Annotated in this window: 16 protein-coding genes; 9 read left to right on the plus strand and 7 right to left on the minus strand. The window is 74.8% G+C overall.

Annotated features, from left to right (window positions below):
• A partial coding sequence (locus tag ADY01_RS22035) for an ABC transporter ATP-binding protein (protein ID WP_159001341.1) occupies positions 1-812 on the plus strand: 812 nt, incomplete at its 5' end.
• A 109-nt stretch (positions 813-921) separates the two neighbouring features.
• Positions 922-1,443 (plus strand): AAA family ATPase, encoded by a 522-nt coding sequence (locus ADY01_RS22040; protein ID WP_049576436.1) that lies wholly within the window; start codon positions 922-924, stop codon positions 1,441-1,443.
• A 216-nt stretch (positions 1,444-1,659) separates the two neighbouring features.
• Here ADY01_RS22040 and ADY01_RS22045 read toward each other — a convergent pair whose 3' ends face one another.
• The 3 genes from ADY01_RS22045 to ADY01_RS22055 form a co-directional block, all read right to left on the minus strand.
• Positions 1,660-2,355, minus strand: a complete 696-nt coding sequence (locus ADY01_RS22045) for a formylglycine-generating enzyme family protein (RefSeq protein ID WP_049576440.1) — start codon at positions 2,353-2,355, stop codon at positions 1,660-1,662.
• Positions 2,356-2,471: 116 nt separating this feature from the next.
• A complete protein-coding gene (locus tag ADY01_RS22050) occupies positions 2,472-3,329 on the minus strand; it encodes a maleylpyruvate isomerase family mycothiol-dependent enzyme (protein WP_049576442.1) in 858 nt (285 codons plus the stop codon).
• Between the two features lie 61 nt (positions 3,330-3,390).
• The gene (locus ADY01_RS22055; protein ID WP_049576444.1) at positions 3,391-3,906 is read right to left on the minus strand and encodes a YceI family protein; all 516 of its coding nucleotides are present in this window, start codon (positions 3,904-3,906) and stop codon (positions 3,391-3,393) included.
• Between the two features lie 131 nt (positions 3,907-4,037).
• Between ADY01_RS22055 and ADY01_RS22060 the strand changes: the two genes are divergently transcribed.
• The 6 genes from ADY01_RS22060 (at position 4,038) to ADY01_RS22085 (ending at position 8,824) form a co-directional block, all read left to right on the plus strand.
• Entirely contained in the window at positions 4,038-5,234 is a 1,197-nt protein-coding gene (locus tag ADY01_RS22060) for a sensor histidine kinase (RefSeq protein WP_053171096.1), read from the plus strand.
• Between the two features lie 2 nt (positions 5,235-5,236).
• Positions 5,237-5,890 carry a response regulator transcription factor gene (locus ADY01_RS22065; RefSeq protein ID WP_049576474.1) on the plus strand — a complete coding sequence of 218 codons (654 nt, stop codon included), beginning with the start codon at positions 5,237-5,239 and terminating at the stop codon, positions 5,888-5,890.
• Positions 5,891-5,992: 102 nt separating this feature from the next.
• Positions 5,993-6,760: a class I SAM-dependent methyltransferase gene (locus ADY01_RS22070; RefSeq protein ID WP_049576447.1), complete on the plus strand. Its 768-nt coding sequence runs from the start codon at positions 5,993-5,995 to the stop codon at positions 6,758-6,760.
• Complete coding sequence (locus tag ADY01_RS22075) at positions 6,753-7,577, plus strand: class I SAM-dependent methyltransferase (RefSeq protein ID WP_063784307.1); 825 nt, start codon at positions 6,753-6,755, stop codon at positions 7,575-7,577. The genes ADY01_RS22070 and ADY01_RS22075 overlap by 8 nt, the downstream gene beginning before the upstream one ends.
• 73 nt (positions 7,578-7,650) lie before the next feature.
• Positions 7,651-8,361: a class I SAM-dependent methyltransferase gene (locus tag ADY01_RS22080; protein WP_049576449.1), complete on the plus strand. Its 711-nt coding sequence runs from the start codon at positions 7,651-7,653 to the stop codon at positions 8,359-8,361.
• Positions 8,306-8,824: a GNAT family N-acetyltransferase gene (locus tag ADY01_RS22085; RefSeq protein WP_049576452.1), complete on the plus strand. Its 519-nt coding sequence runs from the start codon at positions 8,306-8,308 to the stop codon at positions 8,822-8,824. Before ADY01_RS22080 ends, ADY01_RS22085 begins: the two co-directional genes overlap by 56 nt.
• A gap of 85 nt (positions 8,825-8,909) precedes the next feature.
• Here ADY01_RS22085 and ADY01_RS22090 read toward each other — a convergent pair whose 3' ends face one another.
• Positions 8,910-9,302 (minus strand): thiol-disulfide oxidoreductase DCC family protein, encoded by a 393-nt coding sequence (locus tag ADY01_RS22090; RefSeq protein ID WP_049576455.1) that lies wholly within the window; start codon positions 9,300-9,302, stop codon positions 8,910-8,912.
• A gap of 88 nt (positions 9,303-9,390) precedes the next feature.
• Positions 9,391-10,785: an FAD-binding protein gene (locus ADY01_RS22095; RefSeq protein ID WP_049576459.1), complete on the minus strand. Its 1,395-nt coding sequence runs from the start codon at positions 10,783-10,785 to the stop codon at positions 9,391-9,393.
• A 130-nt stretch (positions 10,786-10,915) separates the two neighbouring features.
• On the opposite strand from ADY01_RS22095, the gene ADY01_RS22100 reads away from it, so the two are divergent.
• Entirely contained in the window at positions 10,916-11,941 is a 1,026-nt protein-coding gene (locus ADY01_RS22100; RefSeq protein ID WP_049576462.1) for a helix-turn-helix transcriptional regulator, read from the plus strand.
• On the opposite strand, the gene ADY01_RS22105 is transcribed toward ADY01_RS22100, so the two are convergent.
• Together ADY01_RS22105 and ADY01_RS22110 are read right to left on the minus strand one after the other, a co-directional pair.
• Positions 11,901-12,461: a histidine phosphatase family protein gene (locus ADY01_RS22105; protein ID WP_049576464.1), complete on the minus strand. Its 561-nt coding sequence runs from the start codon at positions 12,459-12,461 to the stop codon at positions 11,901-11,903. The two genes, ADY01_RS22100 and ADY01_RS22105, sit on opposite strands and share 41 nt — an antisense overlap.
• A 136-nt stretch (positions 12,462-12,597) precedes the next feature.
• On the minus strand, positions 12,598-14,052 hold the full coding sequence (locus tag ADY01_RS22110) for a PLP-dependent aminotransferase family protein (protein ID WP_063784308.1): 1,455 nt from the start codon (positions 14,050-14,052) through the stop codon (positions 12,598-12,600).
• Between the last annotated feature and the right edge of the window lie 74 nt (positions 14,053-14,126).

A 14,126-nucleotide genomic window follows, 5' to 3' on the forward strand; every position in this document is an offset into this window, starting at 1 on the left:
GGCCCCTCCCGCCCCCCGCCGCCGAGAGTCGTGGCCGCTCGGTGACCTTCGAGAACGTGACCTTCGCCTACCCGGCCGGAGGAGAAGCGCTGTCCGGCGTCGACCTCCACATACCCGCCGGTCAGACCGTTGCCGTGGTCGGACCGACCGGTGCCGGCAAGTCGACGCTGGCCAAGCTGCTGGCTCGCTTCCACGACCCCACGGCCGGCCGCATCCTCGTCGACGGCACGGATCTGCGTCACCTGTCCACGGCCGAGCTGCGCGGCACCGTGACCATGGTGCCGCAGGACGCGTTCCTCTTCTCCGGCTCGGTGGCCGAGAACATCGCGATCGCCCGGCCCGACGCGGACGCCGAGGCCATCGCCCGCGCGGCGCGGGCGATCAGGGCGCACGACCTCATCGCCGCGCTGCCGGGCGGCTACGACACCGACGTCAGGGCGCGCGGCACCCGGCTCTCGGCAGGCCAGCGGCAGCTCATCGCCCTGACCCGCGCCCTGCTCGCCGAACCCGCCATCGTGATCCTCGACGAGGCGACCTCCTCTCTCGACATCCCCACCGAACGAGCCGTGCACCACGGGATGCGCACCGTGCTTCGGGGGCGAACGGCCCTGGTCATCGCCCACCGCCTCTCGACCGTCCAGATGGCGGACCGGGTGCTGGTGGTAGAGGGCGGACGCCTGGTGGAGGACGGCCCGCCCGCCGCACTCCTCGCACGGCAGGGCCGGTTCGCAAGCCTGCACCAGGCATGGTGGGCCGGGCAGCTCACGGCGCCCGAGGGTCCCCCTCCTTCGGCGAACGATACGAGCCGCTGAGGTGGCATCCGATCTCGGTGGTTAGCGCCGCCCCGGGCAACGGCCGAAGCCCTACCGGATGTCCGCTGTACTCGCTGCCGCGGCCCGCGCTCCGCTACCGTCGGGTCCCGTGATCGTATGGCTCAACGGCACCCACGGCGCGGGCAAGACGACGACCAGTGCACACGTGCAGCAGCTGCTCCCGGATTCACGGGTGTTCGACGCCGAGAAGGTCGGCGAGACACTCATGGACATCACGCCGGGGCTGCCCCAGACGGACAACTTCCAGCACTGGCCGCCGTGGCGGCCACTCGTCGTCGAGACCGCCCGCCGCGTGCTCGACTACGCCGGCGGCATCCTGGTGATGCCGATGACGGTCCTGGTCGAGGAGTACTGGCGCGAGATCAGCACGGGCCTCGCCCAGCATGCCATTCCGATACGGCACTTCGTCCTCCACGCGGACCAGGACACCCTCCGCGGGCGCATCGAGGGGGACACCCTCCTTGGCCCCTCCCCCTTCCGTCTCGCCTACCTCGAGCCCTACGCCGAGGCGGCCCGCACGTGGCTGCACCGCGAGGCCGAGGTCGTCGACACCACGCACCTCACGCCGGCCCAGGCCGCCCTGCGAATCGCGGAGGCCGTCAAGAGTTGAGGTCCGCCCGCCACACCGGAACGGGCGCGGGGCCCCTGAGACGTCGCATCGGTCCTCGTCGGGTGGGATGACCTTGCTCCCGCTGTTCCGGTGCCGCCAACCAGCTCGCCCGGGATCGACGGTGGGGGCCCATCCGTCCGACGACGAGCGGGCTCGCCGCCCCCGCGGGGCGAGTGAGCGCTGGGGACGCCCCATGTGACCGGGCGTCTCGCGCGTTCACCACCGCGACCTGGCGAGCCGGAACCCGAGGTCGTCGATCCGGAAGGTCGGGTGGCTCTTGCGGCGGCAGGAGGCACGGCACCCCCGGGGCGGGTCGAACGCTCCTCCGCCGCGGAAGACGCGGTAGGGACCGTAGACGCGGGGATCGAAGACGTCCCAGCACCACTCCCACACGTTGCCGATCGTGTCGTGGAGGCCCCACGCGTTCGGCGTCCTGGTCGCCACCTCGTGGACCTCGCCGCCGGAGTTCCCGGCGTGCCAGGCGATCTCGTCCAGCTCCCCGTAGCGGGGGCCCGAGGTCCCGGCCCTGCACGCGTACTCCCACTCGGCCTCGGAGGGGAGGCGGTAGCCCTCCGTCTCCCAGTCGCACACCGCGTCCAGCCCGTCGGGGTCGGTGCCGAGCGCGTAGCAGGGTTCGATCCCGGCGGCACGCGACAGCAGGTTGCAGAATCGAATGGCCTCCTTCCAGGCGACCTCGGTCACCGGCGTTCGTGGTCCGGCCGAACTCGCGGGCGCCTCGCCGACGATGGAGCGGTAGAGCTCGCGGGTCACGGGGTACGGCGCCAGCCGGAAGGCCCCGACCTCGGCCCTCCAGTTGGTCTTCGTCCCCTCGTCCCGCAGCACGATCTCCCCCGCGGGGATCGCCACCATGCCCTCGGGGACCCACGGGCGGACGGTCGCTTCACCGTTCATCGCAGCTCGCTTCTCGCCTCGCGGCTCTGGGGCAAGGGACGATACCGACCGCCGCCGCGTGGCGGCACGTGCGGCGCTGCACGTCACCCCTCCGGGGAGCGGAAACTCTGGACCGGCTATCTGACGATCGAGACGATGCGCAACACGGCGGCCGCCAGGGCGGGATCGCCGCTCTGCGTGGCCCGCGTGGCGGCGGTCTCCGGCTCGATGCCGTGGGTGGCGACGCGCCACAGCGTGTCCGCGTCGATCGTGACCTCGGCGTCCGCGTCGCTTCCGGGGGCGGCGTCGGCCGCGTCGGCAGTGGTCAGCGCCCACCGGTCGGTCATGCGAACGGCCGTCCAGTGGCCGCCGGCCGGGCCGGGCACGGTGACGCGCACGGCCGTGCCGGGCGGCGCCGCCGTCCCGCGGAGGGTGTGCGGCAGGGCCCGGAGGAACGCGTCCAGCACGGACCGGACCAGCCGTGGTTCGTCTGCGCCGGGACGGCCGGCGGCGTCGCGGATCTGCTGCTGATGGACCCAGAACTCGGTGTACTCGCGAGCGACATCGAGCCATGCGGGCGATGCCTCACCGGGCGCGGCCCAGGACACGTCCAGCGCGGCGGGGGCGCTCATGTCGACGGCCGCCCAGAACTCGTCCAGTTGCCCGCCCAGATGGTCCAGCAGATCCGTCTTCAACCGGGGGCTGAGCTGCCGCACCGTGCGAACGAACGAGCCGTTGGCGCGGGTGAGGAAGTCCGGCAGGGACTCCCCCGGTGCGAAGGCGGGGCCCGGGTGGTGGTCGCGACCGGCCGAGAGCCGGCGGACGTAGCCATGGAGGATATGGCCGACGAGGTCCTGGACCTCCCACTCCGGGCATGCCGTCGGACGGCTCCAGTCGGCGGCGTCGAGGCCGCGGAGCAGATCCAGGAGGGCGGCGCGCTCGACGGGGAAGAGCGGGCGAACGTCTTTGGGCGGCCCCAGCCATGTCCAGTCCATCGCCCCAGTCGATCACAGCCCACCCCCGCTCGGCACGGGATGTGCTGCCCGGGGCCCGGCCTCAGCTCCGCGCGCACCGGATGTCCAGGGTCAGGTCGAGGTGGCGGCCCGCCATGCCGCGGGAGGCGGTGACTCCGAACGCGGTCCGGTCGACGCGGGCCGTGGCGCGGGCGGTGAGCACGTCGGGAGCCACGTCGGACCGCTCTATCTCCAGGGTGACCGGCCGGGACATCCCGCAAGCGGTCAGCGTGCCGGTGAGGGCGGTGCCATCCAGGCGCGCGGAGTCGAAGGTGATGAGGGGGTGGCGGGCGGCGTCGAGGAAGCGGGGTGAGAGAACGCTCGCGTCGCGGGCCCCGTTCCCCGTGTGGAAGCTGGCCGTCTCGATCTCCACATGGACGCGGGAGTCGTCCGGTGGCTCGGCGACGTCCACGGTCCCGGCGCCGATGGAGAAGGAGCCGCGGACCGGAAGCAGTCCGAAGACGTGCCGGGTCACGAAGGTGAGGGAGGAGGCCGCGGTGTCGATCTCGTAGCGGCCCAGCCGGGGCCGTGCGGTGGAGTGGTCATGTCGTGCGGTCATGGACCCATTGCACGGTGTGGGAGGGGCCGGGCAACACTGCCGGTCGTCGGGTCTTGCACCCTACTTTCGTATGGTTCCCTCCTGCCGAAAGGCGGTTCACGACGCACGCGGGGCTGTCTACCGTGGTCGGCATGGATCAGGAACGGTGGCACTGTCGGCGCCCGGTCGCCTCGGACGGGGCGATCGCGGTGCTCCTCGTGCTGATCGACACGGGGGCGACGCTCGGCGGCGCGACCTGGTGGCCCGAGCGTCCGGGCACGCTGGCCTGGGTCATGCTCGCCGCGCAGGCGGCCGTGTGCCTCTCGCTGGTCCTGCGCCGCCGCGCTCCCCTGACGGTCGTCGCGGTGCTGGGCGCGTTCACGCTGGTGATGTCCCTGCTGATCTCCCCGGCCGACCTGCTGACCCCGGAGAACGGGGGGACGGTCTGGGCCCCGTTCGCGACGGTGATAGCCGCCTACGGCCCCCTCTTCTACCAGCGGGACCGGCGCCTGGCCTTCGCCGCCCTGGCCCTGCTGACCGTCGTGGTCGCACGGCCGTGGGAGCCGTCGATCACGGTGATGACCATCGGGGTGCTGCGCACCGCCGTGGGGCCGCTGCTCGCGTTGTACTTCGACGCCCGCAGGCGCCTGGTGGTGGCCCTGACCGAGCGTGCGGAGCGGGCCGAGCGGGAGCGGCATCTGCTCGCCGAGCGGGCCCGCGCGGAGGAGCGTGCGCGGCTGGCGGGCGAGATGCATGACGTCGTGACGCACCGGGTGAGTCTGATGGTGCTCCAGGCCGGGGCGCTGCGGATGACGGCGGACGACGAGGCGACGCGGCGGGCGGCCGAGGAGCTGCGGGCGGCGGGCTGCCAGGCGCTGGAGGAGTTGCGGGACCTGGTCGGCATTCTGCGCACGGCGCCCGAGGGGGACGAGACGCCCCCGCTCGGAGCGCTCGCCACGCTGGCGGCGGAGTCGACGGCGGTGGGGACGCTGGTCGAGCTGGTCGAGGAGGGTGATCCGGCGCGGGCCTCGCCCGTGGTCGGGCGCACGGCATACCGAATCGTTCGGGAGGCGCTGACCAATGTGCGCAAGCACGCTCCGGGTGCGGAGGTGACCGTGCGGATCGAGTACGGCGAATCGGGGGTGCGGCTGGTCATACGCAACGCGCCACCGGTCGGGCCGCCGGTCCGCGCCCTGGCGGAGGCCGGTTCGGGTCTGGGGATAGCCGGGCTCAAGCAGCGCATCGAGTTGGTGCACGGCACGCTGAGGGCGGGGCCCGCGCCGGACGGCGGGTTCACCGTCGAGGCGACGCTGCCCGCCTATGTGCCGACCGCCGAATCGGTGGCGTGACCGTGGTCCGGGTGGTGGTCGTGGACGACGAGCCGATGGTGTGCGGCTTCCTCCGTTCCATCCTGGGATCCGCCCACGATCTGGAGGTGGTCGCGGAGGCGTACGACGGGGCGGCCGGGGTGGAGGCGGTCGCGCGTGAGAGGCCGGACGTGGTGCTCATGGATCTGCGGATGCCGGGCGTGGACGGACTGAGTGCGATCGAGCGCATCGGCGAGTTGAAGGACCCGCCGCCGATCGTGGTGCTGACGACGTTCGACGCCGACCAGTACGTGCTTCGTGCCCTGCGGGCCGGCGCCGCCGGGTTCCTGGTCAAGTCCACGCCGCCCGAGGATCTGATCGGCCTGGTGCGGGTGGCCGCGGAGGGGCACACGGTGCTGTCGGCCGCCGCCGCGCGGCGGCTGGTCGCGGCGTCGACGGACGGCCTCTCGGCGCGGGAGCGCGCCCGGACGCTGGTCGGGTCGCTGACGGAGCGGGAGGCGGAGGTGCTGGCCTGCCTCGGCGAGGGCCTGTCGAACGCGCGGATCGCCGGGCGGCTGCACCTGTCCGAGGCCACGATCAAGGGCTATGTGTCGCGGCTGCTGGACAAGCTCGGCTGTGTGAACCGCACCCAGGCGGGGCTGATGGCGCACGACGCGGGTGTGGTCGGCGGCCCGTAGCCGGTGGAGCGCGCCCTTCGCCGCCTCCGCCGCCACCACCTCGGCGTGGGACACGGGGTAAATCCGTTGCCGAGCGGCTCGGGCACCCGCTCCAATGCCTCCATGACCGCTGGCGAAGACGTGGCCGACCACGTGGAGTTGAACCGCAGGTACTGGGACGAGCAGGCCGCCGGCGCGCATGGGCCGCTCGCCCGCGAGCAGTGGTCGGCGGCGGAGCCGCGCTGGGGGCTGTGGGCGACGCCGGAGGCGCGGGCCCGGGTGCTCCCGGAGGACCTGGAAGGGGCGCGGGTCATCGAGCTCGGCTGCGGCACCGCCTATGTCTCCGCGTGGCTGGCCAGGGCGGGGGCCCACCCGGTGGGGATCGACCTGTCGGCCGAGCAGCTGGCCACCGCTCGCGCCATGCAGGCGGAGTTCGGCGTGGAGTTCCCGCTCGTGCTGGGTTCTGCGGAGGAGGTCCCGTACGAGGACGGCTCGTTCGACGTCGCCATCAGCGAGTACGGCGCCTCGCTCTGGTGCGACCCGCAACGGTGGATCCCGGAGGCGGCACGGCTGCTGGCACCGGGCGGGTGGCTGGTGTTCATGCGGTACTCGCCGCTCTACGCGCTCTGCGCCCAGCCGGAGGGGACCGCCGCCACCGAGCTGCGGCGCGACCAGTTCGGGCTGGGCCGCCTCGACTGGGGAGGGCGGGTGGAGTTCGTCCTGCCGCACGGCGACATGCTGCGGCTGCTGCGGACCAGCGGCTTCGTCGTGGAGGATCTCATCGAGATCCAGGCGCCCCGCCCGGCCCACCGGGAGTTCGCGGAGGTCTCCGCGGACTGGGCGCACCGCTGGCCGAGCGAGGAGATCTGGAAGGCGCGGCTCGGTGGTTGACCGGCAGTTCTCCGACGCGGCCCTGACCGCGCTCTACGACCCCATGGCCGCGGGCCGCAGGGACTTCGGCTTCTACCTTCCGCTGGTGATGGCGGCCCGTTCGGTGCTCGACGTCGGCTGCGGCACCGGCGAACTGCTGCGCCTGGCCCGGGAGTCCGGGCACTCCGGTCGGCTGTGCGGGCTGGATCCGGCCGGCGCGATGCTCGACCGCGCGCGCCGGCGCGCGGACGTCGACTGGGTGCAGGGGGACCTCGCCTCGACGCGCTGGGAGGGCGAGTTCGACCTGATCGTGATGACCGGCCACGCCTTCCAGGTACTCATCGGCGACAACGAGCTCAGGACCGCGCTCGCCGCGATCAGGTCGGCCCTCACGGAGGAGGGCCGGTTCGCGTTCGAGACCCGCAACCCCCGTGCGCGGGCCTGGGAGTCGTGGACGCCGGACGCCGCGGAGGAGGTGACCGGCCCCACGGGAGAGGTGGTCCGCGTCTGGCACGAGGTGGAGACGCCCGTGAGGGGCGAACTCGTCCGCTTCTCCACGACGTTCGAGGGCCACGGTTGGGCGCGGTCGCGCGTGAGCCGGTCCACGCTGAGGTTCCTCGGCGCGGACCGGCTCGGGTCCTTCCTGGCCGGGGCCGGGCTGCCGGTGAAGGAGCAGTTCGGCGACTGGGACCGGAGCCCGCTCACCGCCACCAGCGCGGAGATCATCACCCTCGCCCGGCGGGCGCCGCACCCCTGGGCCGTGAACGCCGTCGGACCAGCCCCCGCCCCTCGCGGAGCGCCCTCACGCCTCGACTCCCCGGGATCCCGCGCCCGATGACGCGGCCGGCTCTGCCAGAGGCCCGTTGAACCTGGGGCCCGGGGGCCCGGGGGACGTGTGCCATCCTCCCCCCATGCCGTTCGACCACAACGATCACTACCACCGGCTGCTGCTGCGCCGCGTCCCCGCCGACGCGCGCACCGCGCTGGACGTCGGGTGCGGCACCGGCCGGTTCGCCCGCCGGCTGGCGGCCCGCGGGATCGAGGTGGACGCGGTGGACCCGTCCCGGGAGACCGTCGAGGCCGCCCGCGCGGCGTCCGCGCGCCCCGGCGGGAACGGGCCCGCGCCGCGCTTCCGGCACGCGGACATCGCCGACGTCGACCTGCCGCGTTCCCACTACGACGTCATCTCCTGCCTGGCCAGCCTGCATCACATGCCGTTCGCCACCGTCACCGCGCTGCGCGACGCGCTGGCCCCCGGGGGCGTACTGCTGGTCCTCGGCTGCTACCGCGAGGAGTTCCCGGCTGACCTGGCCCGGAGCCTGACCGCCGTCCCGGTCAACGCCGCCGCCCGGCTCGCCGTCGCGGCGGGCGAGCGGGCCCGTGGCACCCGACACGCACCCCGCGCCACGCCGCCGGTGAAGGAGCCCGGCATGACGCTGGCCGACATCCGGCGCGAGGCGGACGGCCTGCTGCCGGGGCACACGCTGCGCAGGCTGCTCTTCTGGCGTTATCTCCTGGTCTTCCGCCAGGTGGCCGGGGCGGCCCGACGGGGTAGCGTTCACCGGCATGCAGACGACGTTGCACGGCTCGCAGGTGACGCTGCGGCCCGCCACCGCCGGTGACCTTCCCGATCTGGTCCGCATCCGCCGCACCCCCGAGGTGTACCGGTGGTGGCGGGGCGGGAAGGACCTGACGGCCGAGATGACCGACGACCTGGGCAACCCCGAGGTGCACATGCTGGCGATCGAGCACGCGGGGATGGTGACCGGGGCGGTCCAGTGGAGCGCCGAGGAGGACCCCGACTACCGGCACGCGAGCATCGACATCTTCCTCGACCCGGCCGCGCACGGCCACGGCCTGGGCTCGGACGCCGTCCGGACGCTCGCCCGGCACCTGATCTCCGACCACGGCCACCACCGGCTGGTCATCGACCCGGCGGCGGGCAACGCGGCGGCGATCGCCTGCTACCGGAAGGTGGGATTCCGCCCGGTGGGGGTGATGCGCCGGTACGAGCGGAGCCCGGACGGCGGCTGGCACGACGGGCTGCTGATGGACCTGCTGGCCGACGAGCTCACAGAGGGCTGAGCCGACGCGGGCCGAGCCGGAAACCGGACGTGAACCGGGCGCCCCGAGCCGAACGCGACGGACCGAACGCGACGGACCGAACGCTTCAGACCGCGGGCGGCCTCCGGTCGGGCGGCAGCGCGCAGGCGGGGGTGCCGCCCGGCATCCGCTGCCGGTTGGCCGCGATGACGCGGTAGATCCCGGCCGCGGCCCAGCGCATCGGCGGGAGCGTGAGCAGCGCGCCCAGCGCCGCCCACGCGCCGCCCGCGCTCAGCAGCAGCTTGGCGACGGCCCGCGCGCCGCCGTGGACCCGGCCGTTCGGCGTGACCCAGAGCACCTCGTGCTCGGCTCGCCGCCGGGTGGTGCCCAGCGCGGCGAGGTCCGCGAACTGCCATGGGGTGGCGTCACAGCGCGGCCGGATCCGCCGCCGCGCGAACCGCACCGCGGTCGTGCAGAACGCGCAGTCTCCGTCGTAGACCAGGACAGGCAACGTGTGCATGGCTCCATCCTCCACCCCGCCCGCCGCGCCCGGCCGCCCGGGCCGGAACGACCGCCCGGGCCGGAACGACCACCCGGGACCGGCGCGGTCAGCCGGTGCCGCCCGTCGCGGGCTCGATGTGGTGGTTGAGCCGGAAGGTGTCGCGCGGGTCGAAGCGGGCCTTCAGCCGGGCCAGCCTGGCGAGGTCCTCCGGCTCGTAGGCGGTGCGGACACGGTCGGGGGCGGCGTTCTCGCCGAAGCCCATGAAGGTCAGGAACCGGCCCGTGGTGCGCGGCGCGAGGGCGTCGATCAGCGCCCTGTGGGCGGCGGCGACCGCCTGGGCGTCGCCGTTCCCCAGGCGCGACAGGACGGTGAGGATGTACCGCGCCGACCTGTGCCCGACCGCGCTGGGCACCGGCCCCGGGCGGCTCAGCGCCCCGCCCATCAGCCGGATCTCGACGATGGAGGGGACCGGGGCCCCGGGGCCGCCCAGCTCCACGATCGCGCCGGCCTCGGCCTCGGCGAGCCCGTCGAGCAGCGCGGTGTCGCCGTTCCACGCCATGGGCGTCGGCGGGTCGCCGTGGATGGACCCGGCGCGGGTCCAGGGCAGGTCGGCGAGGGTGTCGATCAGCCGGGGGCCGAGCGCGCGCAGCGGCGCCACCAGTCGTTCGCCCTCCGCCGCCTCCAGCGGCGTGGCGATGCGGATGTGGACCACGTACCGGCCGCGGACCGGCTCGGGGAGGCCGGGCGCGTCGGGGAGTCGGACCATGGCGACGGAGGTGTTCATCTCCTCCGGCACGGTCTCCGTCCAGCGCTGCCACGCGGTGAGCAGCTCCCGCGCCCGGGCCGGGTCCCCTCCGTCGAAGAAGAGTCCGCCGCCGAAGAGGCGGGCCAACGGTATGAGTTCGCACTCGACGCCGGTCACCACGCCGAAGTTGTCGCGGGCGCCGCGCAGCGCCCAGAACAGGTCGGGGTCGCTCTCCGCGGTGATGTGGCGCGCGGTGGCGTCCGGGGTGACGACGTCGATCGCGCGGATCCGGTCGGCGCCCCAGCCGTAGGTGCGGCCGAGGACCGGAAGCCCGCCGCCGAGCAGGTAGCCGACCGCGCCGGCGAACGGGGCCGAGCCGCCGAGCGGGGCCAGGCCGTGCGGGGCAGCCTCGGCGGCCACCCGCTCCATGCGCACTCCGGCGCCGAGGCGGGCGGTCCGCGTCACCGGGTCGACGGAGAGCGCGGTCATCCGGCGGGTGGTGATGAGAACGCCGTGGTCCGCCGCGACGGAGGGCCCGTGACCGGTGCCGAGGACCGCCACCGGCAGGCCGCGGGCGCGGGCGAACGCCACGGCCGCCCGGACGTCGTCCGCGCCCCTCGCGCCGACGACCGCGTCGGGGCGGTGGCGGACGGCGGTGTTGAACCCGGACCGCTCGTCGTCCCAGCCATCCTCGCCGGGGAGCAGCACCGGGCCGCGCACCTCGGCCCGGAGGGCGGCGATGTGGTCGTGCGTCAAGGTCTCGCCTTTCGTTTGGTTCGTCGGGCGCGGTGGGCTCGCTCCGCGGCCTCCCGCACGGGTGACGACGCGCACTCTGCCGTCATAACCTGACACGTGCCGTCAGCTTTTCCGGAGGAGGTCGCCGGCCGTGAAGTCCGACCGTCTGCTGTCGATCCTGCTGCTGCTCCAGACCCGTGGGCGCGTGCCCGCGAGGGAGCTCGCCGAGCGGCTGGAGGTGTCGGTCCGCACCGTCTACCGCGACGTGGAGTCGCTGTCGGCGGCGGGCGTCCCGGTGTTCGCCGAACGGGGGCGGCACGGGGGCATCGCGCTGCTGCCCGGATTCCGCACGGACGTCACGGGGCTGACCCGGGACGAGGCGCGGGCGCTGTTCGTGCTGGCCGCGCAGGGGGCGCACTCCGCGCTGGGGCTGAGCGGGGCGCTGGGCTCCGCGCTGCGCAAGGTGATGGCGGCGCTGCCCGCACCGCACCGGCCCGCGGCGGAGCTGACCAGCCGCCGGATCCTGGTCGATCCCGACCGGTGGCTGAGCGGCCCCCGCCGGGAGGCGGACCTCGGGGCGTTGCACACGGCCGTCTTCGCGGACCGCAGGCTGCGCGTCCGCTACCGGCACAGCGGCGCGGAGCGGGCCAGGACCTACACGGTCGACCCGTACGGGCTGGTGGCCAAGGCCGGGGTCTGGTACCTGGTCGCCGACCGCCGCGGCGTGCCCCGTCTCTTCCGCGCGGACCGGGTGGTGGCAGCGACGGTGTGCGAGGCACCGGTGCGGCGCCGGGAGGGGGTGGAGCTGGCGGAGGTCTGGGAGGCGCTGCGGCGGCGGGTCGAGGAGCGGCCGGCAACGGTCCGGGTCGAGGCGCTGGTGCGGGCCGACCGCCTCGATCTGTTCATCCGGATCGGCGGCGCCGCGCTGACCGGGCCGCCGCGGGCGCGGGAGGCCGGGGGCTGGGTGGAGGTCTCACTCGCCTACGAGGTGCTCGGCGCGGTGCGGCAGCTGCTCCAGTTCGGCGGCGACGTGGTGGTGACCGGCCCGCCGGAGGCCAGGGCGTTCCTCGCCGCGACCGCGGAGGACATCGCCGCGAGCCACCGGCCCGGGGGTCGGGACCCCGGGGGCGGGGAGGTCAGCCGAGGCGCAGGCTCCACCGGCCGGGATGCCCGCTGAGGCTGACCACCGACAGCGGGTACACCTCGGTGCGCCAGTAGGACTGCGGCGGGGCCTTGAGCGCGTAGAGCATCGCGGCGCGGATCACCGAGGACTCGGTCACCGCGACGATGCGGCCGTCCCCCTCGATCGGGCGGGTGTCGAGCCAGCCCCCCACGCGGGAGACGAACGACAGCAGCGGCTCGCCGCCGTGCGGCGCCGACCTGGGGTCGGAGAGCCAGAGGTCGACGGCTCCCGGCTCGCGGGCGGTCACCTCCCTGAGGGTCAGGCCGCGCCAGCGGCCCATGTCGCAGTCGCGGAGCGCGGGCTGCGCCATCGGCGCGAGCCCGAGGGCGTCCCCGGTCTGCCGGCAGCAGGGGGTCGGGGAGCAGTAGCGGAGCTCGGCGGCGGCCAGCGGAAGCAGCACGGGAATGGCCCGTTCCACGGCGTGCCAGCCCGCGGTGTCCAGCGGACGGTCATCACCGAAGCGTGCGTCGAGAAGAGACGAGCTGCGGGCAGCGGCTATCAGCGTGACCAGCATGGCGCGATCGTACGAGCACGCGAATTACGGCACCACTACCAGGGAGTAAAGATGCCGATGGATTGCCGCCACGCCTCACCCGGCCGTGACCCGGCGCTCCCCCCGCCGTGACCGGGCGACGCGGCGGTCCGGGGCCTCAGGTGGCCTCGCCGAGCGCCTCCGCGCAGGCGCGGGCCAGCCTGCGCACGCCCTCCGTGAGCTCGGCCGCGCCCGCGGCCGGGGCGAAGCTGAGCCGGATGTGCGGGGCGGGGCGCTCCGCCGCGAAGTAGGGGCGACCGGCGGCGACGGCGACCCCCGCGCGCAACGCCGCGGCGGCGAGGGCCGTTTCATCGGCGCCGGCGGGCAGGCCGAGCCACAGGTGGTATCCGCCGCGCGGCACCAGCGGCAGGGTCAGCCGAGGCAGTTCGTCGGTCAGGGCACCGGCCAGGACGTCGCGGCGGATGGCGAGCTCGCGGGCGACGGTGCGCAGATGGCGCTCCCACGCCTGGCTCCCGACGAGTTCGAGCGCGGTCTCCTGGAGCGGCCTGGGCACGAAGAAGCTGTCGACGATCTGGATGGCGCGCAGGCGCTCGGTCACCGGGCCGCGCGCCGCGAGGGCGCCGACGCGGAGGCTGGGCGAGGTGACCTTGGTGAGGGAGCAGACGTGGACGACCGTCCCGTCGGGGTCCTCGGCGGCCAGGGCGGGAGGCAGGGGGCCGGCGTCCCCGTGGGCCAGGCGGCGGGCGAAGTCGTCCTCGACGACGAACGCGCCCGCCGCGCGGGCCACCGCGATGACCTCGCGGCGCCGCCGGGGGGCGAGCACCGCGCCGGTGGGGTTCTGGAAGAGCGGCTGGCAGACGAAGACGCGGGCCCCGCTGTCCCGGAAGGCGCGTTCCAGCAGCTCGGTGCGGACCCCGTCGGCGTCCGTCGGCACCGGCACCGGGCGCAGCCCGGCGGCGCGTGCCACGGCCAGCATCCCCGGGTAGGTCGGCGACTCGACGAGCACGGCGCCGCCCGGGGGCGCGAGGGCGCGCAGGGCGGTGCTCAACGCGCTCTGCCCGCCGGCGGTGATGGTCACGTCCGACGGCGCGACGGTGCCCGAGCCCCCGTCGATGGCCCGCGCGAACCAGGCGCGCAGCGCGCCGAGCCCCTCCATCGGCGGGCGGTCCCAGGCCCCGGGCCGGCGACCGGCCCTGGCCAGCGCGGTGGCGAGGGCGCGTTCGGGCCGGAGCACCGGCGCCAGATAGCCGCCGTTGAGCTCGATCACGCCGGGCGGCGGAGCCGCGAGGGTGGCCAGCACGCCCCCGGCGTCCACCGTGCGCGGCGCGCTCTCGGGCGAGGGCGCGGCGCTGAGGGTGATCTCCTGCCAGCTGGAGTCGCCGGGCGCGGGCCTGGGGGCGCGCGGCTCCGCGCGGAACGCGCCCGCGCCGGGGCGGGTCACGACAAGGCCCTCGGCAGCCAGCGCCGCCAGGGCGCGGGTCACCGTTCCGGGGCTGACCCGGTGGCGGGCGACCAGCTCCCGGCTGCTGGGGAGCTTGGCACCCGACGGATAGCGCTTCAGCTCCTCGCGCAGCGTCGCCGCCAACTTCCCGTCACTGCTACCGTGGTTCATGACAGCCGAGAATAGCGCTACCCTTCCGGCGGCGGCAGCGGTTCCCGTCCCCGGTGACCTCCGCCACCACCGCC

Origin of the sequence: Streptomyces sp. SBT349 (assembly GCF_001083795.1) — a bacterium.
Lineage (GTDB): Bacteria > Actinomycetota > Actinomycetes > Streptomycetales > Streptomycetaceae > Streptomyces.